This window comes from Rahnella victoriana, assembly GCF_004330295.1.
Lineage (GTDB): Bacteria > Pseudomonadota > Gammaproteobacteria > Enterobacterales > Enterobacteriaceae > Rahnella > Rahnella victoriana.
This window is the reverse complement of sequence record NZ_SJOJ01000001.1, coordinates 150,515-171,573: the sequence shown is the minus strand read 5'-3', so window position 1 is coordinate 171,573 and position 21,059 is coordinate 150,515. Positions and strand designations below refer to the sequence as shown.

The 21,059-nt window shown below is 54.7% G+C and carries 22 protein-coding genes; 13 read left to right on the top strand and 9 right to left on the bottom strand.

What is annotated here, in order from left to right:
- Position 1 precedes the first annotated feature (1 nt).
- Positions 2 to 1,063, top strand: coding sequence for a molybdenum ABC transporter ATP-binding protein ModC (modC, locus tag EYY67_RS00830; RefSeq protein WP_131692620.1), 1,062 nt, complete (start codon positions 2 to 4; stop codon positions 1,061 to 1,063).
- Here the strand turns inward: modC and EYY67_RS00825 are convergent.
- A complete protein-coding gene (locus EYY67_RS00825; protein ID WP_095921233.1) occupies positions 1,060 to 1,323 on the bottom strand; it encodes a helix-turn-helix domain-containing protein in 264 nt (87 codons plus the stop codon). The two genes, modC and EYY67_RS00825, sit on opposite strands and share 4 nt — an antisense overlap.
- 137 nt (positions 1,324 to 1,460) lie before the next feature.
- Here EYY67_RS00825 and EYY67_RS00820 point away from each other — a divergent pair, with 137 nt between their 5' ends.
- Positions 1,461 to 1,745, top strand: a complete 285-nt coding sequence (locus EYY67_RS00820; RefSeq protein ID WP_095921234.1) for a helix-turn-helix domain-containing protein — start codon at positions 1,461 to 1,463, stop codon at positions 1,743 to 1,745.
- Between the two features lie 59 nt (positions 1,746 to 1,804).
- On the opposite strand, the gene EYY67_RS00815 is transcribed toward EYY67_RS00820, so the two are convergent.
- Entirely contained in the window at positions 1,805 to 2,626 is an 822-nt protein-coding gene (locus tag EYY67_RS00815; protein WP_131692619.1) for a pyridoxal phosphatase, read from the bottom strand.
- A gap of 181 nt (positions 2,627 to 2,807) precedes the next feature.
- Between EYY67_RS00815 and pgl the strand changes: the two genes are divergently transcribed.
- On the top strand, positions 2,808 to 3,806 hold the full coding sequence (gene pgl / locus EYY67_RS00810) for a 6-phosphogluconolactonase (protein ID WP_131692618.1): 999 nt from the start codon (positions 2,808 to 2,810) through the stop codon (positions 3,804 to 3,806).
- Between the two features lie 254 nt (positions 3,807 to 4,060).
- Positions 4,061 to 5,572 (top strand): methyl-accepting chemotaxis protein, encoded by a 1,512-nt coding sequence (locus EYY67_RS00805; protein ID WP_131692617.1) that lies wholly within the window; start codon positions 4,061 to 4,063, stop codon positions 5,570 to 5,572.
- A gap of 68 nt (positions 5,573 to 5,640) precedes the next feature.
- Here EYY67_RS00805 and EYY67_RS00800 read toward each other — a convergent pair whose 3' ends face one another.
- The 4 genes from EYY67_RS00800 to EYY67_RS00785 all read right to left on the bottom strand — a co-directional run bounded on the left by EYY67_RS00800 (position 5,641) and on the right by EYY67_RS00785 (position 9,337).
- On the bottom strand, positions 5,641 to 6,921 hold the full coding sequence (locus tag EYY67_RS00800; RefSeq protein WP_131692616.1) for a putative acyl-CoA thioester hydrolase: 1,281 nt from the start codon (positions 6,919 to 6,921) through the stop codon (positions 5,641 to 5,643).
- 123 nt (positions 6,922 to 7,044) lie between these two features.
- Entirely contained in the window at positions 7,045 to 7,527 is a 483-nt protein-coding gene (locus EYY67_RS00795) for a kinase inhibitor (protein WP_095921239.1), read from the bottom strand.
- A 37-nt stretch (positions 7,528 to 7,564) separates the two neighbouring features.
- Positions 7,565 to 8,260 carry a type 1 glutamine amidotransferase domain-containing protein gene (locus EYY67_RS00790; RefSeq protein ID WP_119826571.1) on the bottom strand — a complete coding sequence of 232 codons (696 nt, stop codon included), beginning with the start codon at positions 8,258 to 8,260 and terminating at the stop codon, positions 7,565 to 7,567.
- 39 nt (positions 8,261 to 8,299) lie between these two features.
- A complete protein-coding gene (locus EYY67_RS00785) occupies positions 8,300 to 9,337 on the bottom strand; it encodes an NADP-dependent oxidoreductase (RefSeq protein WP_095921241.1) in 1,038 nt (345 codons plus the stop codon).
- Between the two features lie 271 nt (positions 9,338 to 9,608).
- Between EYY67_RS00785 and aphA the strand changes: the two genes are divergently transcribed.
- From aphA to EYY67_RS00770, 5 genes are all read left to right on the top strand, one after another.
- Positions 9,609 to 10,322: an acid phosphatase AphA gene (aphA, locus tag EYY67_RS00780; RefSeq protein ID WP_119827432.1), complete on the top strand. Its 714-nt coding sequence runs from the start codon at positions 9,609 to 9,611 to the stop codon at positions 10,320 to 10,322.
- Positions 10,323 to 10,617: 295 nt separating this feature from the next.
- The gene (locus tag EYY67_RS24640) at positions 10,618 to 11,208 is read left to right on the top strand and encodes a T6SS effector phospholipase Tle3 domain-containing protein (protein ID WP_242675552.1); all 591 of its coding nucleotides are present in this window, start codon (positions 10,618 to 10,620) and stop codon (positions 11,206 to 11,208) included.
- Positions 11,190 to 12,449 carry a T6SS effector phospholipase Tle3 domain-containing protein gene (locus EYY67_RS24635; RefSeq protein WP_242675551.1) on the top strand — a complete coding sequence of 420 codons (1,260 nt, stop codon included), beginning with the start codon at positions 11,190 to 11,192 and terminating at the stop codon, positions 12,447 to 12,449. Before EYY67_RS24640 ends, EYY67_RS24635 begins: the two co-directional genes overlap by 19 nt.
- A 36-nt stretch (positions 12,450 to 12,485) precedes the next feature.
- Entirely contained in the window at positions 12,486 to 12,752 is a 267-nt protein-coding gene (locus tag EYY67_RS24630; protein ID WP_242675550.1) for a hypothetical protein, read from the top strand.
- Positions 12,753 to 12,762: 10 nt separating this feature from the next.
- A complete protein-coding gene (locus EYY67_RS00770; RefSeq protein ID WP_131692615.1) occupies positions 12,763 to 13,470 on the top strand; it encodes a T6SS immunity protein Tli3 family protein in 708 nt (235 codons plus the stop codon).
- A 65-nt stretch (positions 13,471 to 13,535) separates the two neighbouring features.
- Here the strand turns inward: EYY67_RS00770 and EYY67_RS00765 are convergent, their stop codons facing one another.
- Both EYY67_RS00765 and EYY67_RS00760 read right to left on the bottom strand, forming a co-directional pair.
- Positions 13,536 to 14,315, bottom strand: a complete 780-nt coding sequence (locus EYY67_RS00765; RefSeq protein WP_131692614.1) for an ABC transporter substrate-binding protein — start codon at positions 14,313 to 14,315, stop codon at positions 13,536 to 13,538.
- Positions 14,316 to 14,354: 39 nt separating this feature from the next.
- Entirely contained in the window at positions 14,355 to 15,509 is a 1,155-nt protein-coding gene (locus EYY67_RS00760) for a methionine aminotransferase (RefSeq protein ID WP_131692613.1), read from the bottom strand.
- A 144-nt stretch (positions 15,510 to 15,653) separates the two neighbouring features.
- On the opposite strand from EYY67_RS00760, the gene EYY67_RS00755 reads away from it, so the two are divergent.
- A complete protein-coding gene (locus EYY67_RS00755; protein ID WP_131692612.1) occupies positions 15,654 to 16,616 on the top strand; it encodes a LysR substrate-binding domain-containing protein in 963 nt (320 codons plus the stop codon).
- Here the strand turns inward: EYY67_RS00755 and bioA are convergent, their stop codons facing one another.
- Positions 16,617 to 17,894, bottom strand: coding sequence for an adenosylmethionine--8-amino-7-oxononanoate transaminase (gene bioA / locus EYY67_RS00750; protein WP_131692611.1), 1,278 nt, complete (start codon positions 17,892 to 17,894; stop codon positions 16,617 to 16,619).
- 129 nt (positions 17,895 to 18,023) lie between these two features.
- On the opposite strand from bioA, the gene bioB reads away from it, so the two are divergent.
- Genes bioB through bioC form a run of 3 tightly spaced genes read left to right on the top strand, consistent with a single transcriptional unit; the run spans position 18,024 to position 20,991 of the window.
- Entirely contained in the window at positions 18,024 to 19,061 is a 1,038-nt protein-coding gene (bioB, locus tag EYY67_RS00745) for a biotin synthase BioB (protein ID WP_013576387.1), read from the top strand.
- 3 nt (positions 19,062 to 19,064) lie between these two features.
- Positions 19,065 to 20,216, top strand: a complete 1,152-nt coding sequence (gene bioF, locus EYY67_RS00740; protein ID WP_119826563.1) for an 8-amino-7-oxononanoate synthase — start codon at positions 19,065 to 19,067, stop codon at positions 20,214 to 20,216.
- Entirely contained in the window at positions 20,200 to 20,991 is a 792-nt protein-coding gene (gene bioC, locus EYY67_RS00735; protein WP_095921247.1) for a malonyl-ACP O-methyltransferase BioC, read from the top strand. Before bioF ends, bioC begins: the two co-directional genes overlap by 17 nt.
- The last annotated feature ends 68 nt before the right edge of the window (positions 20,992 to 21,059 follow it).

Here is a 21,059-nt window from a genome sequence, read left to right as displayed (position 1 = left end):
CATGCTTGAACTCGATTTCAGCCAGACGCTGGGCAGCCTGGAATTACAGGTCACGCAGACCTTACCGGCGCAGGGGATCACCGCCATTTTTGGTCTTTCCGGTGCGGGCAAAACCTCGCTGATCAATGCCATCGGCGGGCTGACCATGCCGGACACTGGCCATATCACGCTCAATGGCCGCATTTTATCGGATGTGCAAAACGGCATTTTCCTGCCGCCTGAAAAACGTCGTGTCGGCTATGTTTTTCAGGATGCGCGCCTGTTTCCGCATTACCGGGTAAAGGGCAACCTGCAATACGGCATGGCGCCGTCGATGCGCGGTCAGTTCGACAGCATTGTGCGTTTGCTGGGGATCGGCGCGCTGCTGGATCGCTTTCCGCTCACCTTGTCCGGCGGCGAAAAACAGCGTGTGGCGATTGGCCGTGCGCTGCTGACCGCGCCGGAAATCCTGCTGATGGATGAACCCCTGGCCGCGCTGGATATCCCGCGTAAACGCGAGCTGATGCCGTATCTGGAGCGGCTGGCGCTGGAAGTCAGCATCCCCATTTTGTATGTCACGCACAGTCTGGATGAGATCCTTCGTCTGGCGGAAAAAGTGCTGGTGCTGGATGCGGGTAAAGTGCTGGCGATGGGCACGCTGGAAGAGGTCTGGGCGAGCAATGTCATGCGTCCTTGGCTGCCGAAAGAAGAGCAAAGCAGTGTGCTCAACGTCAGCGTGCTCGAACATCATCCGCGCTATGAAATGACAGCGCTGGCGATTGGCGATCAGCGCCTGTGGATCAGCAAAGTGGATGAGGAACCCGGCACCGCGCTGCGGATCCGCGTGAATGCCACGGATGTGTCACTGGTGCTGCAACCGACGGCCAACAACAGCAGCATCCGAAATGTGCTGCCCGCTAAGGTGCTGGAATGTCTGGATGTCAGCAATCAGGTCGAAGTGAAACTGGCGATGGCGGATCACATTATCTGGGCGCGTATCACGCCGTGGGCGCGGGATGAGCTGATGATCCGCGCAGGCCAGTGGCTGTATGCGCAGATCAAAAGTGTCTCGGTAAATCGTTAGCTCTTCGCGGCCTTAAAGGCCTCGTAAAGCACCACAACGTCTTCGGCAAACGCATCGTCAATGATATAAAAATAGCATTCCGGCACATTCAGTACGCGGGCGAAATGACACATGGTGTCAAAGTTCGGGCTGTATGTGCCGCTTTCATATTGCGACACCCGCGAACGCGCAGTGCTCTCATCAATTCCCGCTAAAACCCCTAATTTTTCCTGCGTCAGTTTGGCTTTCTTGCGGGCTGATTTAAGTCGGTGTGGGATCATCATCAATAACCATAGAAACTGTATTGACGTTATGTTTAGCATCACTTAACATAATTGTTGTTTAGAGTTACTGGACATCGTTATCGGAAAGTGTAGTCGAGCTTTCTGTTGGCTGCAGGCACAACAAAGGAAGAGTGATGGAAAAGGGAACATTAAAAGACTGGCATCAGGCGGATATCATCGCCGGGCTGCGCAAAAAAAGAACCACGCTGGCAGAAGTTTCACGCAGAGCAGGTTTAGGATCCTCGACACTGGCCAATGCGCTGGCACGTCCGTGGCCGAAAGGGGAAATGCTGATCGCCCGCGCGCTGGGCGTTCATCCGTGGGTGATCTGGCCGAGCCGGTATTTTGATGAGGAGTGCAGGTTAATACGCCGGAATATCATTGCGCCGAGAAAAAAAGCCGCAGTGAAAACGGAGTGATATCCACAAAAGACGTGTCGCCTTCCCCGTTTAACAGGGGAAGGCGGATAAAGCGGGGGTTAGCTGAGGACTTTGCTGCGGATCACGTCGGCAATTCCCGGCGTTTCGTGGTCGCCGATGACCAGCGCGGCGCGTTCTTTGATCGCATCGGCGGCATTGCCCATCGCCACGCCCAGACCGACATTTTCTAACATGCTCAGGTCGTTATAGTTATCACCAAACGCCACCACGTCCTGCATGCTCATGCCCTGAGATTCTACCCATTCCTGCAAACGACGGCCTTTGCTGTTGCCGCCTTTCGCGACATCCACCTGATCGTGCCATGACCATTCGCAGGCCAGACCCAGCTCGTTTTCCACCTGTGCCGCAAAGGTATGCAGCGTGTCGAGATCCTGATGCGAGGTGGCAAATTTCCAGATGGACTGCGCGGCGTCCGCGGCGTCCCGCAGGCTGTTAACCTGAGTAATCGTCGGACGCTGATGTTCCGGCAGGGTTTGTCCCCAGGCGATAGAACGGCTCACATGACCGCTTGGTTGCTGAAACAGCATCGCGTCATCCACATACAGCAGCCCGTGAATGCCGTGATACTCCAGCAAATCCACGACTTTTTTCGCCTTAACCGGATCCAGCGGATCGGAGGTTAAGACCTTACGCGCCTGATAATCATACAAATACGTCCCGTTACAGCAGATAGCAGGTGTATCGAGTTGCAATGCCTGATAAAACGGATGGATCGCCACATGATGGCGTCCGGTCACGACGACCACTTTGATACCCTGCGCGCGGGCATCGGCCAGTGCGGCGAGGGATTCTGGAAGGATACGTTTCTGGCGGTCAAGCAGCGTCCCGTCGAGATCGAGCGCAATAATGCGATAAGTCATGAGCAGTCCATCGTAAGTGTAGGTGGATCGGGGGAATTATCGCCATGTTACCTTTTTTAGCCTGCTAATTAAACCGCGTATCCGGCACTAAAGGTGCCGCCGGTGAGCTGGGTTATCGTGCTAACCTGAGCTACGCTTTTACAAAACATAACTGTCCATTGAGATTTAATAAGGAGATGTGATGAAGCAAATCGTCTATGTTGCCAGCCCTGAGAGCCAGCAAATCCATGCTTTTCGTCTGGCAGATAATGGTGAACTGAGCCTGCTGCAAACCGTTGAGGTTCCGGGACAGGTTCAGCCGATGGTGATTCATCCTGATGGCCACCGTTTGTATGTCGGCGTGCGTCCGGAATTCGGCGTGCTGACTTACCGTATCGACCACGAAGGTCAGCTGGAAGAAGCCGCGATGGCTCCGCTGCCGGGCAGCCCGACCCATCTGGGTATCGATCTTCAGGGGCGTTTTGTGTTCTCCGCGTCCTACAGTTTTAACAACGTCAGCATTCATCCGCTGGATGAAAAAGGTCTCGCGCTGGCGCCGACTCAGGTACTGGAAAACATCCAGGCGCCGCACTCAGCCAATATTGACCCGACGAATCAGGTGCTGATGATCCCGGCACTGAAAGAAGACCGCATCCGTCAGTTCGACTTCAGCGTGAACGGTGAAGCGACGCCGCATGACGCGCCGGAGCTGAAAACCGTCGCCGGTGCCGGTCCGCGCCATATGGCATTCCACCCGAATCATCATTTTGCCTACTGTGTAAATGAGCTGAACAGCAGCGTGGACGTGTACCAGAAAGACGTGACAAGCGGCGAATACCGTCAGGTGCAGACCCTCGGCATTATGCCTGCGGATTTCACCGGCACCTGCTGGGCGGCGGATTTACACATCACGCCGGACGGCAAATTCCTGTATGCCTCCGATCGTACCGCCAGCCTGATTTCCGTGCTGAGCGTTTCAGCAGACGGCAGCGAGCTGGAGCTGGTCGGCCATCATGCCACCCAGACGCAGCCACGCGGTTTCAATATCGATCATACCGGCCAGTATGTGATCACTGCCGGTCAGAAATCCGATGCCATCGAAGTGGCGAAGATTGATCCGCAAAACGGTCAGCTGACCACCCTGAAAACGTACGCCGTGGGTAAAGGTCCGATGTGGGTAAGCATTCTGGAAATTCATTAATCACACAGGGTTACTGATGAGTTTAGTTAATGTTTTATTTTTAACTGACCCATAATACCGCTGTGAAATAATGATCAAGCCCCTGTAATAAGGGGCTTTTTTATTGCCTGTGCCGGACGTGCTATTGATAAGAAATATTTTAACGTCCCTCTAAATGTTGAACATCACTGGTCGATAACTCTCCCGTTATTCACTCATTCTTCGGTGGCGTTGCCACTTCAGAGTCAGTCCTTTTGTTTATCAGGGAGAAGAAAATGAATGTACTTTCAGGGATCGCTGGCCGGGTTCGCCATGCCACAATCGCTAACAAACTCGGCGCAGGATTTGCGCTGGTGTTGCTGCTGGGATCCTTTGTCGCTGTGTCCGGTATCACCCATCTGACCAGCATCAACCAACGCGCAGAAAAAGCCACCTTGCTCAAAACCGTCAACGATTTACTGAGCGATGCGAAATTCACCCGGCTGTCATACATGGCCAGCAAAGACCCCAAATTTGTTGAAGAAAACCGACAGGCACTGGATAAGCTGGAAACCCGGCAGACCGAGGTGGCAGCCTATTCATGGGATCCGCGGGATCAGCCGCTGGTGGATGCCATGCCGGAAAATATCCGTCATTACCGTGAAAACTGGCAGCAAACGCTGAATCCTCCGGCGGGCAGCGATGCCAAGGACATTACCGCAAAACTGGCCGCCGCCGGGCTGGCGCTGACCTCAGCGTCGAACACACTGCTCGATCACGAGATGAATAACCTGCACAACGAAGTCACGCGCACCATTCAGGAAATGCTGGTGATCATCGTGGCGACCGTGATTGCCGGTGTGCTGATTTCGTGGCGGATGACCCGTCAGCTGACGCTGCCGTTGCGCCGTACGCTGCAAACCGCAGAACGCATCGCCGCCGGGGATCTTTCCACGCATTCAGCCAGTCACAGTTTTGACGAAGTGGGGCAACTGAGCCGGGCGATCGAAACCATGAACCAGAACCTGCACGGCATCATCGGCGATATCCGTCAGGGCGTGACGCAGGTGACGCGCGCCTCGGGTGAGATTGCGGCGGGCAACATCGATCTGTCGGCCCGTACTGAAGAGCAGGCGGCGGCGCTCGGGCAAACGGCGGCGAGTATGGAGCAGCTGACCTCGACGGTGAAACAGAACGCCGACAACGCCAGTCAGGCCAGTCAGCTGGCCTCGGATGCGGCGGATACGGCGGCGCGTGGCGGTAAACTGGTGGCCGATGTGGTGGGCGTGATGAAAGAAATCACCGTCAGCTCGAAGCAGATTTCAGAAATCACCACGGTGATCAACAGCATCGCTTTCCAGACCAATATTCTGGCGCTGAACGCGGCGGTGGAAGCGGCACGCGCAGGCGAGCAGGGGCGTGGTTTTGCGGTGGTCGCCAGCGAAGTGCGCAATCTGGCGCAGCGCAGCGGGCAGGCAGCGAAAGAGATCGAAGGGCTGATCGACAAATCAGTGATTAACGTCAACAACGGTTCGGTGCTGGTCGGGAAAGCCGGTGGCACTATGGAAGAGATTGTCGGCTCGGTCCGTCATGTGACACAAATTATTCATGAGATTGCCTCGGCGTCGGACGAGCAAAGTCGTGGCATCAGCCAGATTGCGCTGGCGGTGGCGGAAATGGATACCGTGACGCAGCAAAACTCGGCGCTGGTTCAGCAGTCTGCCAGCGCGGCAGCATCGCTCGATGAGCAGGCGGTCAATCTGGAACGTACCGTGTCGGTGTTCCGCCTTGGTAACGAAGCGCGATAACATTTCCTTGTGATCAAAAAAAACCGCCGGAGGCAACCCCGGCGGTTTTTTCACAACATCAGACTGAATTACTTCGCAGGCTGAGTCAGCACGTTGTTGTACTGCCACAGGCGGTTGAAGCTGGTGTCATTCACGTTGCGCTGTTGTTTATCATCTTTCGGCACATTGCCGACAAACGGCTGGCCGGAGAAGACGGAAGCGCCCCACGGGCTCATCTGGTCATAGCTGTTGTCGAAGCTGCTGTCGCGGATCACCAGCTGGCTGTTGGCATCACTGGCATCCCACGCACGGCCCATTTTCGCTTTCGCTGCCTGCTCGAAGCCACGGTCACCGGTCAGGTTACTGTCGATCACCAGGAAACCATAAGGCGCGATAGCCGGGGTGTTCGGTGCAAAGATGGATGCCTGTTTCACGCCACGGCTGCTGACGGTGTGGAATTCCACATGGTCGAATACCGCGCTTGCACGGCCAATCACGTAATCCACATCACCCACGATCAGGCTGTTATGCACGTAAGCACGGCTGTAACGGCTGTTGTTGATCTGGTTGTGGATATTGGCGGTGTTAACCATCAGGGTGTTCTGGCGGCCAATCAGGCGCACGTTATCCAGAATCACATTGTCGCCGTCGGTACGCAATGCCACGGCGGAGTGATCGCCCGCATCCACGGTATCGAGCAGGGAGTTGCCGATGGTCAGGTTCTGCACCTGAAGACCGTTGCTTTGTGACCAGACAGTCGCGCTGCAACCGGTACCGATGGTGTCGGTGGTCTGAGTAGCGCAATTCTGGAACATATAGAATGCGCGATCGCCCGGCAGGAACTGACCGTTAGGGCTGACAGTAGAACGGTAAGTTGCTGGCGCTACTGAGGCTTCCAGACCCTGTGCGAGGGTCACATCCGCAGAGCTGTTGCCTGCACCGAATAAGGTCACTGGCGGTGCGCCAGCCGGAATGTAAACTGCGCCGTTGTAGGTACCCGGCAGGATTTTAATGAAGATACGCTCGCCGTGGTTACGTACCGCCAGCGCGGCGTTTACCGCCATCTGAACGCTGGAATATTCTGCGCCGTCGGTGCCTAACTGCGGGCCGACCACGAAGTTGGTTTTCACGCCGTCAGTGCTTGCCAGTTTAGGGAACCAGCCCTGCTGCTGAACCTGCAAAGAAGGGCCGCCAAAGGCCAGATAATTTTTCGTTGTAAAATTGGCCGCTTCGTCCGCTGATAACACGGGCAGTGACGCGGTGCCCGGCGCAACCTGGCTGGATAAGCCTTCATGGCTGCTGCTACATGCCGCCAGGATCAGGCTGGCCGACAAGATAGCGCACGCGCGCGACAGGGTGGAAATTTTCACTTGGACTGACTCCTTGATGAAGAAGGTTATTCTTTTTTTTCAATGTCGCGGCCAGAGCCGCAATAAAAAAACGGCGGCCAGTAAAAACTGACCACCTTTTCTGCGTCTTTTATACCACAGGAATCAGCTGTATATCACTGTCAGTGATGCTTTGCCGAGAGTATGGAAGTGAACGTTGAAGCCGAGATACGCGCCGCTGGCGTTCTCATCGACTTCCAGCGTTTCAGTATCGATGGCGTAGACGGTGAAGTGATAGTGATGGTGTTCGCCTTGCGGAGGCGCTGCGCCGCCATAACCGGCTTTACCAAAGTCGGTACGGGTCTGAACCGCGCCAGCGGGTAAACCGCCTTTGCCGGAGCCTGCGCCTTGCGGCAGTTCGGTGACGTCAGCCGGAATATTGGCCACACCCCAGTGCCACCAGCCGGAGCCGGTCGGTGCATCCGGATCGTACACCGTTATCACAAAACTTTTGGTGCCTTCAGGCGCACCGGACCAGGCCAGATGCGGCGACAGGTTGTCACCGTTGTAGCCCATGCCGTTAAAAACCTGCGTTTCCGGCATTTTTTCGCCGTCGCGCAAATCATTACTGGTCAGTGTAAAAGCCATAAAACCCTCTTCAGATGGTGAAATGTTAACGGTCAGATTACTTGCCGATCTCGCCGCCGCCCAGCATTTTCAGCAACGCCTGCGCGACGGCTCTGGAAGAGGCCGGATTCTGGCCGGTGATCAGCTTGCCGTCGGTGACCGCATAAGGCCGCCAGTCCGCCGCTTTACTGTAATCGCCGCCATGTTTTTTCAGCTCGTCTTCGACCAGGAAAGGCACGATATCCGTCAGCCCGACCGCGTCTTCTTCGCTGTTACTGAAGCCTGTCACGCGCTTGTCTTTCACCAGCGGCGTGCCGTCTTCCACCAGAACCCCGCGCAGCACGCCCGGTGCGTGACATACCGCAGAAACCGGCTTGCCCGCTGCCCAGAAAGCCTGGATCAGCGCAACGGAGTGCGGGTCTTCGGCCAGATCCCACAACGGCCCGTGACCGCCGGGATAGAAAATCGCATCGAAATCCTCCGCGCTGACTTCACTGAGTTTGACCGTCGAGGCCAGGGCGTGCTGTGCGTCTGTATCCTTGCGGAAACGCTCCGTGGTTTCGGTCTGCGCGTCCGGCTCATCGCTTTTCGGATCGAGCGGCGGCTGTCCGCCTTTCGGCGAGGCCAGTGTCAGTTCAGCGCCTGCATCGAGAAATTCGTAGTAGGGCGCGGTGAATTCTTCCAGCCAGAAACCGGTTTTCTTGCCGGTTTCGCCAAGCTTATCGTGTGATGTCAATACAATCAGTAATTTCATGTTACCTCCTGTGGACGCCGTCAGCTGACGTGAAACAGATCAGTCCTGACCGACACGAACGACCAGTTTGCCAAAGTTTTTACCCTCAAGCAGACCAAAGAACGCCTGCGGTGCGTTCTCTAATCCTTCCACGACATCTTCGCGGAATTTCACTTTCCCGGCTTCAAACCATTCGCTCATCTGTTTTGCAAATTCAGGGTAGCGGTGGCCGTAATCATCAAAAATAATAAAGCCCTGCATACGCATCCGTTTTTTCAGGATGGTGCCGGTCAGCAGCGACAGACGATCTTGTCCCTCTTTCAGGCCGGTCGCGTTGTATTGCGACACCAGCCCGCACAGCGGAATACGCGCTTTGGTATTGAGCAGCGGCAGCACCGCGTCGAATACCGCGCCGCCGACGTTTTCGAAATAGACATCAATGCCGTCCGGGCAGGCCGCTTTCAGGCGTGTATCCAGATCCGGCGCACGGTGATCGAGACACTCATCAAAGCCGAAATGCTCAACCGCATAGCGGCATTTCTCTTCGCCGCCCGCGATGCCCACCACGCGGCAGCCTTTGATTTTCCCAATCTGCCCGACCAGCGAACCCACCGGTCCGGTCGCTGCGGCAACGACCAGCGTTTCCCCTGCTTTCGGCTCGCCGATATCCAGCAGCCCCATAAACGCGGTGAAGCCCGGCATGCCCAATACACCGAGCGCCAGGGAAGGCTGTTTCAGCGCGGCACCTTCCAGTTTTTTCACGGTATTGGCATCGGCCACGGCATAATCCTGCCAGCCGGTGCTGCCGACCACTAAATCACCGGTTTTGAAATCCGGGCTTTTCGATTCCACTACGCGGGACACCGCACCGCCGGTCATCACTTCCCCGATTTGCACCGGCGCGGCGTAAGAAGGCGCGTCGCTCATGCGGCCACGCATGTACGGGTCGAGTGAGAGCCAGACGGTGCGCAGCAATAACTGGCCGTCTTTCGCTTGCGGCAACGGGGATTTTTCCAGACGGAAATTTTCATCGACAGGTTTACCGTGCGGACGTGACGCCAGCACGATGCGGCGGTTTTCAGACTGTAACTGAGGCATGGTCATTCCTTTTCGTTTTCTTATAAGAAAGATAAAAGCCAATGTATTTGGAAATAAGTATAGGACGCTAAACAGTTTTGGAACGAAGCGGTTTATGCCATGTTTGAATAATTCAGACGGTTTTACATGGAAATGTGACCATCATCTTTTCCTATGATATCCGCCGGAAAATTCCTTTAAATCTTGAAGTTGCGCAGGTATGGTCGTTAAGATTTTTGACCAGTTGCTCCACTTTACCTGCAAGATAAATAAGCATAAAAAAGGGATCCTGATGCGTAAAACTCCTCTGGCACTGAGTGCCATCTTCCTGCTGCTTAGCCTGAATCAGTCTGCTATGGCTAAAGACGCCACGCCTGCACCGCTTTATCCCGGTGTGAATGTTGCACAACTCGCGCAGCAAGCTCCGGTTCACTGGGTGTCGGTCGCTCAGATTGAAAACAGCCTCAATGGCCGCCCGCCGATGGCGGTAGGTTTTGATATTGATGACACGGTGCTGTTCTCCTCGCCGGGCTTTTACCGCGGTCAGGTGGAGTTTTCTCCGGGGAAACAGGATTATCTGAAGAACCCGCAGTTTTGGGAGAAAATGAACAACGGCTGGGATAATTTCAGCATGCCAAAAGAGGTGGCGAAGAGCCTGATTGCTATGCACCTTAAGCGTGGCGACAGCATTTACTTCGTGACGGGACGCAGTGAAACCAAAACTGAGACCGTGACTAAAACCTTGCAGAACGATTTCCAGATCCCGCAGGACAAAGTGAATCCGGTGATTTTTGCCGGTGACAAAGCCGGGCAAAACACTAAAGTCCAGTGGCTGAAAGATAAGCAGATTAAAATGTTTTACGGCGATTCGGATAACGACATCACTGCCGCTCAGGCCGTCAGCGCGAGGGGGATTCGCGTTCTGCGCGCCTCAAACTCCAGCTATAAACCATTGCCGCAGGCCGGTGTGTTTGGCGAAGAAGTGATTGTGAATTCTGAGTATTGAGTCACTTTATTCCCTTCCCGGTGAAGGGAATAATTAAAATATTATCTAAATGTGGATATCTCATATAATTAATCAATAATCCCTTTCGTACCATTATCTCAATTTTTATTTTTCTATTGAATTTTTGTGGTTATTATTAATCAAGTCGATAATATATATTTCATTTGAATTTTAATGCCTGGCAATAATAGTAAACTCTCATTGGGTTTTTATTTAAACCTTCTGTTAAATTAAAAGCGTTATTGTTTTCTGTATCTCGTAGTTGCTTTTTATAAGTACTTAAAAGGATTTTGACATGACTGATAAAAAAAACAGCCCTTACCAACCCCGCGTCATTGCCACTAATGAGATCGGTGTACATCACTCGCTGGGTTTAGCGGCACAGACCTGCAACATCGGGATTAAACGCCCTATGCCCTGCATCGTCATTTTGGTACATGGTGTGAATGACGTGGGTGAGGCATATCAGAACCAGGAAAAAGGCATCATCGCCGGTTTGAGAAAACGCCTTGATCGCGCCGATTTATACGCGCATGAATGGCAGGATTTTATGCCGATGCATAATGAAAGTGCGCAGCAAAAAATCGATGCCCCTGGCCGCTCACCCGTCATTCCCTTTTACTGGGGCTATAAACCCGTCACCCATGATGACTACATCAAAGATCAGCAAAGATACCGTCATGAACTGGCAGCCTCAGACGCCGCCGCAAAACTTCCCTATGACGCTTATCAGGAAGATGACCCCAAAAAAATGGCGGCTCAGGGGAACGACGGCAGCAATGCCGTGAAATTTCAGAATGACAGCTTTAAAAATGCACTGGATGCGAATTTTGCAAAAAATGGTGGCACGTTTGCCAACGCGACAACTTGCATTCCGGATATGTAGGGCCGGGTTCAGGGGGCGCGGTACTGGCTGCGGTAGGCTTCGCCACGCTTTATATGAATGGCGGCAATTACACACACCCGATTTACCCAAACCCGCACCGTATCTATCAGTTTTTTGCCGCACAAAGGCTGGCGGATTTAATTATGCAGATACGGGATAACCCCGTAACAGAAAAAGATGTCATAAACGTTGTCGCACACAGTCAGGGAACCATTATCACCATGCTGGCAAATATGCTGGTTAAGCAGGCAGGGGGAGAACCGGCAAACTGTGTGATCATGAATCACTCTCCGTATTCCCTGGAAAGCCGCCTAAGTGAGAACCTTCAGGAAGGTCATCAGCAGACTACCGAGGCAAGACAGAAGACCTTTAAGAACTTCTGTAATCTGATGGCGACACAATACAAAGGCGGGCAGCACACGGAAGAGGAAATCACGGCCATTGAGAGTCTGTGTGCGCTGCCGTCGGCTAAGAAAAACCAGTGGCATACTGACCCGCGTTACAGCCGGAATAATCACGGCAAAGTGTATAACTATTTTTGTGCTGATGATGACACCGTATCACTGCAAAATGTGCAGGGCATCGGCTGGCGGGGTGTGCCGCAGACGATTGCGCAGGATATCCCTAATCTTTATCAGCGCGTCTTTGTTCAGCATGGTGAAGTGGGTAAAGCACCGGATGGACAGCCTTTTGTTTATCCCATTAAGCAATTGGGCGATTTCAGCACGGAATCGGGTATGAATGCGGCCTATTATTTCCGCGACGTGATCCCCAACGCTGAAGAGTTGCCGGAAACCTTCAAATTTGTTTTACAGGGGCAGGAGTCAAATTATGAATATGCTGTTGATCCCGACAGCCCAGACCAGACGATTTCCTATTCTGCCAAAGCGGGGGCGTTAAGCCGGACAGACAAGGCCGTCTATCAGCTGGATAAATATGATTACCGCGACCTTATGCCTGGGTCTGTGCTCAATGAGCAACAACTCGCAATTGAAAGCATCAGTCGTGAGAAAAAAATCATTAAAGGCGTTATTACGGGCACGCCTGACTATCGTGGGATCCAGCTTACCTGGCTGAAGTCACGCGCAGAACTTGAAAAGGAATGGCAGAAAACCGATCCGGTGGGCTACAGCCAGCATTCCTCCATCGTGATGAGTGAATTTGCGCCTTCTCATGCTATGGCATTTGATCTGGCCATTGGACAGTGCAAATCATTCGATTACAAGGAAGGGGTGTTCTGAGAAAGTTTGCTCCATCGGGCCGACTGGCGGGATCCGTTGAACCCTTTCTTATTTGCTAAACAATACTATCGGACAGGAAGATTACCTGAGGATGATACAAAGCGTCATATGAACAAACCTGAGCAAGTGCTGCCTATTGGTAATTTTGGTGTGGACAATGGGTATGGCCCCCGCGAAAAACCCTATGTGCGTAGCCGTGTTGAAATCGAAATGGGACTCTATCCTGCGGGCAGTTCAGGAATGGTAAAAATCAATCAATGGAAAATGCCGACGCCATTAAGTGACAGCCAGCTAAAAGCATAAGGAGGAAGTCATGAAGGGATTAACATTATTATCAGGTTTGCTGATGTTACTTGCAGTTAACGCTGTGCAGGCCAAAAAGGTACCGACGCAGATTGTTTATCGTTTTGACGATCATCGCTATCTGGAACTAAAAGGCTGGGACTGCGAAGGGGAACTCTGGTACATCGATACTAAGTTAGGAATACGTTCGGAAATCGCCAGCCAGTTTTACCGGATTTTCACCCATAAATATGTTCATCCATCAGAACGATATATTGCTATCCCCTGGTGGGGGGGCGTGATAGGGAGTTTCACCGTATCTAAAGATTATGGAAAAACATGGGAAATAGGAAGCGCCCGAATGTCTCCTGGTCCTAACGAACCGAACGGAGATAATGCCCCTCCCTATAACGATGCTATTTCTTTCACCGTCATTAATGATCAGGGTTTTTTACTGACCAAAAAAAGTCTCTATATGTCATCCAGGGGATTTGATGATCCGCGCATCCTTACTGGCGGTTCAGGTATTCCTTATATTGCATCTGATGGCACATCTCATAAAATTGAACCGCGTGCGCCAGGTTGGTCATGGGGCATGGTGTATATGACCGAAAGAGGGCTTAAGGAATCAAAAAGTCAATTCAAAGCCGAGTGGATGAACTTGCCGGATAAAGTCCCAGAGGTGAAGGATTATCAGGGATGGGATCATATGCGCTGCGATATGGATGCGGGGAAATAATATAGTGTCCCATGACGTCCCTTAAACAAAATCTGATTAAGGGACGCAAATTGTGCGGGCATAAATTACTTCACGCTCACATCAATATCACCGAAGTATTTCTTCGACAGCGATTTGACCACGCCTTCTTTTTGCACTTTCTCGATCGCCGCGTCCAGCTTCTCTTTCAGCTGGGTATCGCCTTTACGCAGACCAAACGCGATGCCGCTGCCGAGGATCTTGTCATCGCGCACGGCGTCGCCGACGAAGCCATAGTCTTTACCGTCGGGACGTGACAGGAAACCGCTCTGACCGGCCGGGGCCAGCACTAAGGTGCCATCAAGGCGACCGGATGACAGGTCCAGATACACCTGGTTCTGATCCTGATAAGAGACGATATCCACGCCTTTTGGTGCCCAGTGTGCCTGCGCGTAGCTTTCCTGAATCGAACCCTGCAACACGCCGATATGCTTGCCTTTCAGCGACTCAGTGGTCGGCAGCAGGCCGGAATCTTTCCTGGCAATCAGTTTGGTCGGGACACGGTAAATCACGTTGGTGAAATCAATCGCCTGACGACGTTTCTCCGTGACGTTCATCGCCGAGTTAATCGCATCAAATTTACGCGCCTGCAGGGCCGCAATCAGGCCGTCAAACGAGGTGTCGTACCAGTCGCATTTCACGCTGGCGGCGGCGCACACGGCGTTGCCCAGATCGATATCAAAACCCTGCAATTCGCCGGTCGCGCTTTTCGATTCGAACGGCGGATATTGTGCTTCCAGACCAAATTTCAGCGTGGAACCGTCAGCCAGCGCGGAGAAAGACGCGGCGGCACAACCTAACAGCAATGCGATTTTCAATTTTTTCATTATTCACAATTCCCAGCGTTATTCAGGCAGATAAAAGGCTCAGACGCGACACAGGCGGCGCGCGCCTTCGTACAGCGTGTCGTTATCTTTGGCGAAACTCAGGCGGATAAGCCCGGTAGGTTTGTTATTGCTGTAAAACGCCGACAGCGGAATGCTCGCGACCTGATGTTCACGGATCAGGTTCAGCACAAAGTCGTCGTCGGAGAGCGGACTGAAATGACTAAAACGCGCCAGCATAAAGAAACTGCCACGGCTCGGCAGTAATTCAAAGCGGGATTCGCTGAGGGCTTCGGCCAGCAGATCGCGCTTCTGCTGATAAAAATCCGCCAGACCGAGATAGCTTTGCGGATCGGCTAACGCTTCGGTGAACGCGACCTGCATCGGCGTATCGGCGGAGAACACCATGAACTGATGCACTTTGCGGATTTCTTCCATCAGTTCCGCCGGTGCCAGACAGTAGCCCACCCGCCAGCCGGTGACGTGATAGGTTTTGCCGAAAGAGGAGACAATCACGCTGCGCTCAGCCAGTTGCGGATAGCAGGCCATGCTCTCGTGGCGCTCACCGTCGAACACCACATGTTCGTACACTTCATCGGACAGGATCACGATATCGGTGTCTTTGGTCAGCGCGGTCAGGCGCTCGATATCAAAATCTGTGAAAATCGCACCGGTCGGATTATGCGGGCTGTTAATGATGATCATCCGCGTGCGGCTGTTGATGGCGCTGGCTACCTGATCCCAGTCGATGCTGAAATCATCCATCGACAGGCTGATGGCAACCGGCGTGGCACCCTGTAAACGGACAATCGGCGAATAACTGTCAAACGACGGCTCGAAATAAATCACTTCATCGCCCGGATGCACCAGGGCACTGATGGCGGAATACAGCCCTTCGCTGGCGCTGGCAATCACCGTCACTTCACTGTCAGCGTCATATTTGCAGCCATAAAGTGCTTCGACTTTGGCGGAAAGGGCATGACGCAAGGCGGTCACGCCGCTCATTGGCGCGTACTGGTTATGACCGTCGCGCATGGCTTTGGCCACGCTGTCGATCAGGGCAGGCTGACATGAGAAATTCGGTGCCCCCTGAGATAAATTCAGGGCATTGTGCTCGGCGCTGAGCTGGCCGATGACGGTGAAAATATTGGTGCCGACATCAGGTAATTTTGACTGCGGTGACAGGGCGCTTTTCATGGTGTGTGTGGCTCCGGAGACAAGGCGCTGATTATTTAGCTGTTGAATGATTAAGCAACAGTTCCCCTGTGCCGACAATAGAAAATTTGTCATACTCACCATGATCTCCGATCATGGCTGAGTAATCATTTTTCTGAGGTAACTGTGACCCTTTCCCCTGAACTGTCGTACCTGAATGCGCTGAATCTGCCCTCGCTCAATGTGCTGAAAACCTTTGCGGTGGTGGCGCAGACACTGAATCTGACGCATGCCGCCGCCCTGCTGCACATCACGCAGGGCGCGGTCAGCCGGCAGATCACCGGGCTGGAAGTGTCGCTAGGTTATCCGTTGTTTTTACGTCAGGCTCGCGGGCTGACGCTGACCCCGCGCGGTGCGCAGTTACTGCCGCCGGTGGAGCAGGCGCTGGCGCTGATGGGCGAAGCCCTGAAACGGGTCGGTTCACATCCGGATACCCTGCGCATTAAATGCCCGACGTGTTCGATGCGCTGGCTGCTGCCGCGTGTGATCCAGCTGCAAAACGACCGGCCGGATATGCAGATTGAACTGACGGCGTCCATCGCGCACGGGGTGGATTTCAGCAACGAACATTTTGATGCCGCCGTGGTGTTTGGCCGTCCGCCGGAATCGCAGCGCCGCGCGCATCATCTGTTTGATGAAGTGCTGACGCCGGTCTGCACGCCGGATTTCCTGCCGCGCCGTAAGGGAAAAACGGAAGTGGCCGATCTGGCTGATAAAACCTTACTGCATCCGACACGCGACCGTCGCGACTGGTTGCTGTGGCTGCGGGAAGAAGGGGGGCAGGGATTGCCGTCGGCAAAATCTCAGCATTTCGATACGCTGGATCTGGCGATCAATTCGGCCTTACAGGGTTACGGTGTGGCGATTGGCGATCTGACGTTAATTGAAGACGATTTGCAGGCGGGCAGGGTGATTGCGCCGTTCCCGTTATGCGTGGCGAGTGGCGCATCTTACACGCTGTTATATCCGGAAAATCCGACGCCTGCGCTGAAAGTGGCGATTGATTTTCTTAATGAGGAAGCGCGGCTCAGCCGGGAAAAACTGAGCGCGCTGTTATCCACGTCGCACCGGTTAGTCAGTGCCAACTGATCAGTAAAGTGCCGCCAGTGCGCTGGCAATCGCGCCGGTCAGTTTCGCCAGTTCCTGCGGGGAAATGATGTACGGCGGCATCAGGTAAATCAGTTTGCCGAACGGGCGGATCCACACGCCCTGCGCAACGAAGTGTTTCTGCAACTGCGCCATGTCTACCGGCTGGCGCATCTCCACCACGCCGATTGCGCCCAGCACGCGCACATCCGTCACCGCAGGGTGCTCCGCCAGTGGGTGTAACTGCGCTTTCAGTTGATGCTCAATACTGAACACCTGCGCCTGCCAGCGGTTTTCCGCCAGTAAACGCAGGCTGGCATTGGCGACCGCACAGGCCAGCGGATTGCCCATAAATGTCGGGCCATGCATGAAACATCCGGCCTCGCCGTTGCTGATCACTTCCGCGACATGGCGCGTGGTCAGCGTGGCGGAAAGGGTCATATAGCCGCCGGTCAGCGCCTTGCCGAGACACAAAATATCCGGCGAAATCCCGGCATGATCGCAGGCAAACAGCTTGCCGGTGCGGCCAAAACCGGTGGCGATTTCATCGGCAATCAGCAGCACGCCGTATTCGTCGCATAACTTGCGCACACGTTTGAGATACAACGGATGGTAGATCCGCATTCCACCCGCGCCCTGTACCACCGGCTCTAAAATCACGGCCGCGATTTTGCGGTGATTCTCGTCGAGCAGGCGGGCAAACGGTGCGATATCCGCCTCATCCCATTCACCGTCGAAACGGCTCTGCGGCGCGTCCGCGAACAGATGCTCCGGCAGATATCCCTGATACAAACTGTGCATCGAGTTTTGCGGGTCGCAAACCGACATCGCGCCAAAGGTATCGCCGTGATAGCCGTTGCGCAGGGTCAGCAGCGTCTGGCGCTTTTCGCCGCACGCCTGCCAGTATTGCATCGCCATTTTCAGCGCCACTTCCACCGCCACCGAGCCGGAATCCGCCAGAAACACGCATTCCAGACCGGCGGGTGTCATGTCAACCAGGCGGCGTGACAGCGCAATGGCGGAAGGATGGGTGATCCCGCCAAACATCACATGGGACATTTTGCCGATTTGTTCGACTGCCGCCTGATTCAGTTGCGGGTGATTGTAACCGTGGATCGCCGCCCACCACGACGACATGCCGTCAACCAGCTGGCGTCCGTCAGCCAGTTGCAGCATCACGCCGGAGGCCGATTCCACCGGATACGCGGGCAGCGGTTTGGTCATGGAAGTGTACGGATGCCAGATGTGGCGCTGATCGAATTCAATGTCGGCGGGTGTCATAGAAAGTCCTGCGGGGGCAAAGTTGTAAACCAAAAAATAATTTTAACGTTGACGGTAAACCAAAACAAATTAAAAATGGTTTACGGATTATGAAAAAAATATAACTGAACACTTTTTAAAGGAGTCGCAATGACTGCCCGCACCCACTGGACGCTGGAAAAAACTCAGGCCCTGTTCGATAAGCCTTTTTTAGAGCTGATGTTCGAAGCACAACAAATTCACCGTCAGCATTTCGACCCGCGTCAGGTTCAGGTCAGCACCCTGCTGTCGATCAAAACCGGTGCCTGTCCGGAAGACTGTAAATATTGCCCGCAGAGTTCCCGCTACAAAACCGGGCTGGAATCAGAACGTCTGATGCAGGTTGAGCAGGTGCTGGAATCCGCCCGTCAGGCGAAAGCCGCCGGTTCGACCCGTTTCTGTATGGGGGCGGCGTGGAAAAACCCGCACGACCGTGACATGCCGTATCTGGAGCAGATGGTGCAGGGCGTGAAGGAAATGGGCATGGAAACCTGCATGACACTCGGCACGCTGAACACCACGCAGGCGCAGCGTCTGGCGCACGCCGGGCTGGATTTCTACAACCATAACCTCGACACCTCGCCGGAATTTTACGGCAGCATCATCACCACCCGCAGCTATCAGGAACGTCTGGATACGCTGGCGGAAGTGCGCGGCGCGGGCATTAAAGTCTGTTCCGGCGGCATTGTCGGGTTGGGTGAAACCGTCAAAGACCGCGCCGGTTTGCTGATGCAGCTGGCGAACCTGCCGGTTCCGCCGGAAAGTGTGCCGATCAACATGCTGGTGAAAGTCAAAGGCACGCCGCTGGCCGATAACGACGATGTCGATCCGTTCGATTTTATCCGTACCATTGCCGTGGCGCGCATCATGATGCCGCAATCTTACGTGCGCCTTTCCGCGGGTCGCGAACAGATGAGCGAGCAGACGCAGGCGATGTGCTTTATGGCCGGTGCCAACTCGATTTTCTACGGCTGCAAACTGCTGACCACGCCGAACCCGGCGGAAGACAAAGACTTAATTCTGTTCGGCAAACTGGGGCTGAACCCGCAGTCATTTGAAACCGAAATGGGCGATAACCAGCAGCAGGCGGCGCTGGCCGAACAGCTGGTTCACGCCGATACCGACCAGTTCTACAACGCCGCCGTATAACGGATGAGCTGGCAAACGCGGATTAACGACGCGGTCGCGGCGCGTAAACAGGCGGCGGCCTTTCGTGTGCGTCAGCCAAACCGTGGCGGCAGCGCGCGGTTTCTGACGCAGGACGACCGGCGTTACCTGAACTTTTCCGGTAACGATTATCTCGGTCTGAGTCAGGACCGCGATGTGATCGCCGCGTGGCAGCAGGGCGCAGCAAAATACGGCGTCGGCAGCGGCGGCTCCGGGCATGTCACCGGCTACAGCGAAGCACATGCGCAGTTTGAACAGCAACTGGCGGACTGGCAGGGCTATCCGCGAGCCTTGCTGTTTATCTCCGGTTTTGCCGCCAATCAGGCCATTCTCGCGGCGCTGATGCAGGCGCAAGACCGCGTGCTGGCGGACAAACTCAGCCATGCCTCTTTACTGGAAGCTGCAGCCCATGCGCCTTCGCAACTGCGGCGTTTTCACCACAATCAGCCGGATTCCCTGCAACGTCTGCTGGAAAAACCGGTCAGCGGCGAAACGCTGGTAGTCACCGAAGGCGTGTTCAGTATGGATGGCGATACCGCGCCGCTGGCTGACCTGCATAAACTGACGGCAGCCCACGGCGGCTGGCTGATGGTGGATGACGCGCACGGTGTGGGCGTCACCGGTGAAGAAGGGCGCGGCAGTTGCTGGCAGCAGGGCATCCGGCCGGAGCTGCTGGTGGTCACATTCGGTAAAGCTTTCGGTTGCAGCGGCGCGGCGGTGTTGTGTGATGATGCGACCGCCGGTTACCTGTTGCAGTTCGCCCGTCACCTGATTTACAGCACGGCGATGCCCGCCGCGCAGGTGTGTGCCTTGCAGGCTGCGCTGGCACGAATCCGGCAGGATGACGGCTTGCGTGATAAACTGGCGGCCAATATTGCCCGTTTTCGCGCGGGTGCCGCCGGTTTGCCTTATCCGCTGACCGGTTCGCAAACGGCGATCCAGCCGCTGATTGTCGGTGAAAATCAGCCTGCGCTGGATCTGGCCTCCGCCTTGCGCGGACGCGGATTATGGGTCAGCGCCATCCGTCCACCGACGGTGCCTCCGGGCAGTGCGCGGCTGCGTATTACCCTGACGGCGGCGCATGAGCCGGAAGATATCGATTTTTTGCTGGAGTCCCTTGATGGGTGCAGTCACTGAATTAGTGAACAAACAAGCGGTGGCCGACGCGTTCAGTCGCGCCGCCATCAGTTATGAAAACGCCGCACAATTGCAGCGTGACGTGGGTGAGGAATTGCTGGCACTGGCTGCGCCGTATCTGCAAGATGCGGGAAAAATCGTGGTCGATGCGGGCTGCGGCACCGGATATTTCAGCCGTCACTGGCGGGCGCAGGGCAAAAATGTCATCGCCTTGGATCTCTCGGAAGGCATGTTAAACCGTGCCCGCGAGCTGGATTCCGCCGATGAATACGTGCCGGGCGACATCGAACGTTTGCCGTTCGCCGACAATTCTGTCGATATTTGTTTCAGCAATCTGGCCGTGCAGTGGTGCAACGCACTGCCGCGCGCGCTGGAAGAGATGCACCGCGTCACCCGCAACGGCGGGCTGGTGCTGTTTTCCACGCTGGCCGAGGGTTCGCTTAATGAACTGGCGGCTGCATGGATGAAAGTCGATGGCCGTCGTCATGTGAATCAGTTCCTGACGCCGGACAAAATCGCCGAAGCCTGCGCGCCGTATCGCCATGAAGTGACGTTCAGCGATCACGTCGCTGAATTCCCCGATGTGATGTCCCTGATGCGCTCCCTGAAAGGCATCGGCGCGACGCACATTAAAAATGGCCGCCTCGGCGGTCTGGGGGGCAGGGAGCGTCTGCAATTGCTGGAAAAACACTACGTCCGCCGCGACGGCATCCTGCCGCTCAACTACCGGCTGGTCTACGGCATTTTGCAGGTCGAAGAACTGATCCCAAGATAAATTACTCCTCCCCGGTTTGAAACCGGCGCGGTCTGCTCCCTCCCCCTTCGCAGGGGGAGGAGCAAAAA

Bases quoted from the DNA above. Each gene is read 5' to 3' on its own strand.
- bioA (WP_131692611.1), bottom strand. From the start codon at position 17,894: ATGACACCCGCCGACATTGAATTCGATCAGCGCCACATCTGGCATCCG.
- bioF (WP_119826563.1), top strand. From the start codon at position 19,065: ATGAGCTGGCAAACGCGGATTAACGACGCGGTCGCGGCGCGTAAACAG.
- EYY67_RS00785 (WP_095921241.1), bottom strand. From the start codon at position 9,337: ATGCCTCAGTTACAGTCTGAAAACCGCCGCATCGTGCTGGCGTCACGT.
- EYY67_RS00820 (WP_095921234.1), top strand. From the start codon at position 1,461: ATGGAAAAGGGAACATTAAAAGACTGGCATCAGGCGGATATCATCGCC.
- EYY67_RS00815 (WP_131692619.1), bottom strand. From the start codon at position 2,626: ATGACTTATCGCATTATTGCGCTCGATCTCGACGGGACGCTGCTTGAC.
- EYY67_RS00825 (WP_095921233.1), bottom strand. From the start codon at position 1,323: ATGATCCCACACCGACTTAAATCAGCCCGCAAGAAAGCCAAACTGACG.
- aphA (WP_119827432.1), top strand. From the start codon at position 9,609: ATGCGTAAAACTCCTCTGGCACTGAGTGCCATCTTCCTGCTGCTTAGC.
- EYY67_RS00805 (WP_131692617.1), top strand. From the start codon at position 4,061: ATGAATGTACTTTCAGGGATCGCTGGCCGGGTTCGCCATGCCACAATC.
- EYY67_RS24640 (WP_242675552.1), top strand. From the start codon at position 10,618: ATGACTGATAAAAAAAACAGCCCTTACCAACCCCGCGTCATTGCCACT.
- pgl (WP_131692618.1), top strand. From the start codon at position 2,808: ATGAAGCAAATCGTCTATGTTGCCAGCCCTGAGAGCCAGCAAATCCAT.
- EYY67_RS00795 (WP_095921239.1), bottom strand. From the start codon at position 7,527: ATGGCTTTTACACTGACCAGTAATGATTTGCGCGACGGCGAAAAAATG.
- EYY67_RS00765 (WP_131692614.1), bottom strand. From the start codon at position 14,315: ATGAAAAAATTGAAAATCGCATTGCTGTTAGGTTGTGCCGCCGCGTCT.
- EYY67_RS00760 (WP_131692613.1), bottom strand. From the start codon at position 15,509: ATGAAAAGCGCCCTGTCACCGCAGTCAAAATTACCTGATGTCGGCACC.
- bioC (WP_095921247.1), top strand. From the start codon at position 20,200: ATGGGTGCAGTCACTGAATTAGTGAACAAACAAGCGGTGGCCGACGCG.
- EYY67_RS00790 (WP_119826571.1), bottom strand. From the start codon at position 8,260: ATGAAATTACTGATTGTATTGACATCACACGATAAGCTTGGCGAAACC.
- EYY67_RS00770 (WP_131692615.1), top strand. From the start codon at position 12,763: ATGAAGGGATTAACATTATTATCAGGTTTGCTGATGTTACTTGCAGTT.
- modC (WP_131692620.1), top strand. From the start codon at position 2: ATGCTTGAACTCGATTTCAGCCAGACGCTGGGCAGCCTGGAATTACAG.
- bioB (WP_013576387.1), top strand. From the start codon at position 18,024: ATGACTGCCCGCACCCACTGGACGCTGGAAAAAACTCAGGCCCTGTTC.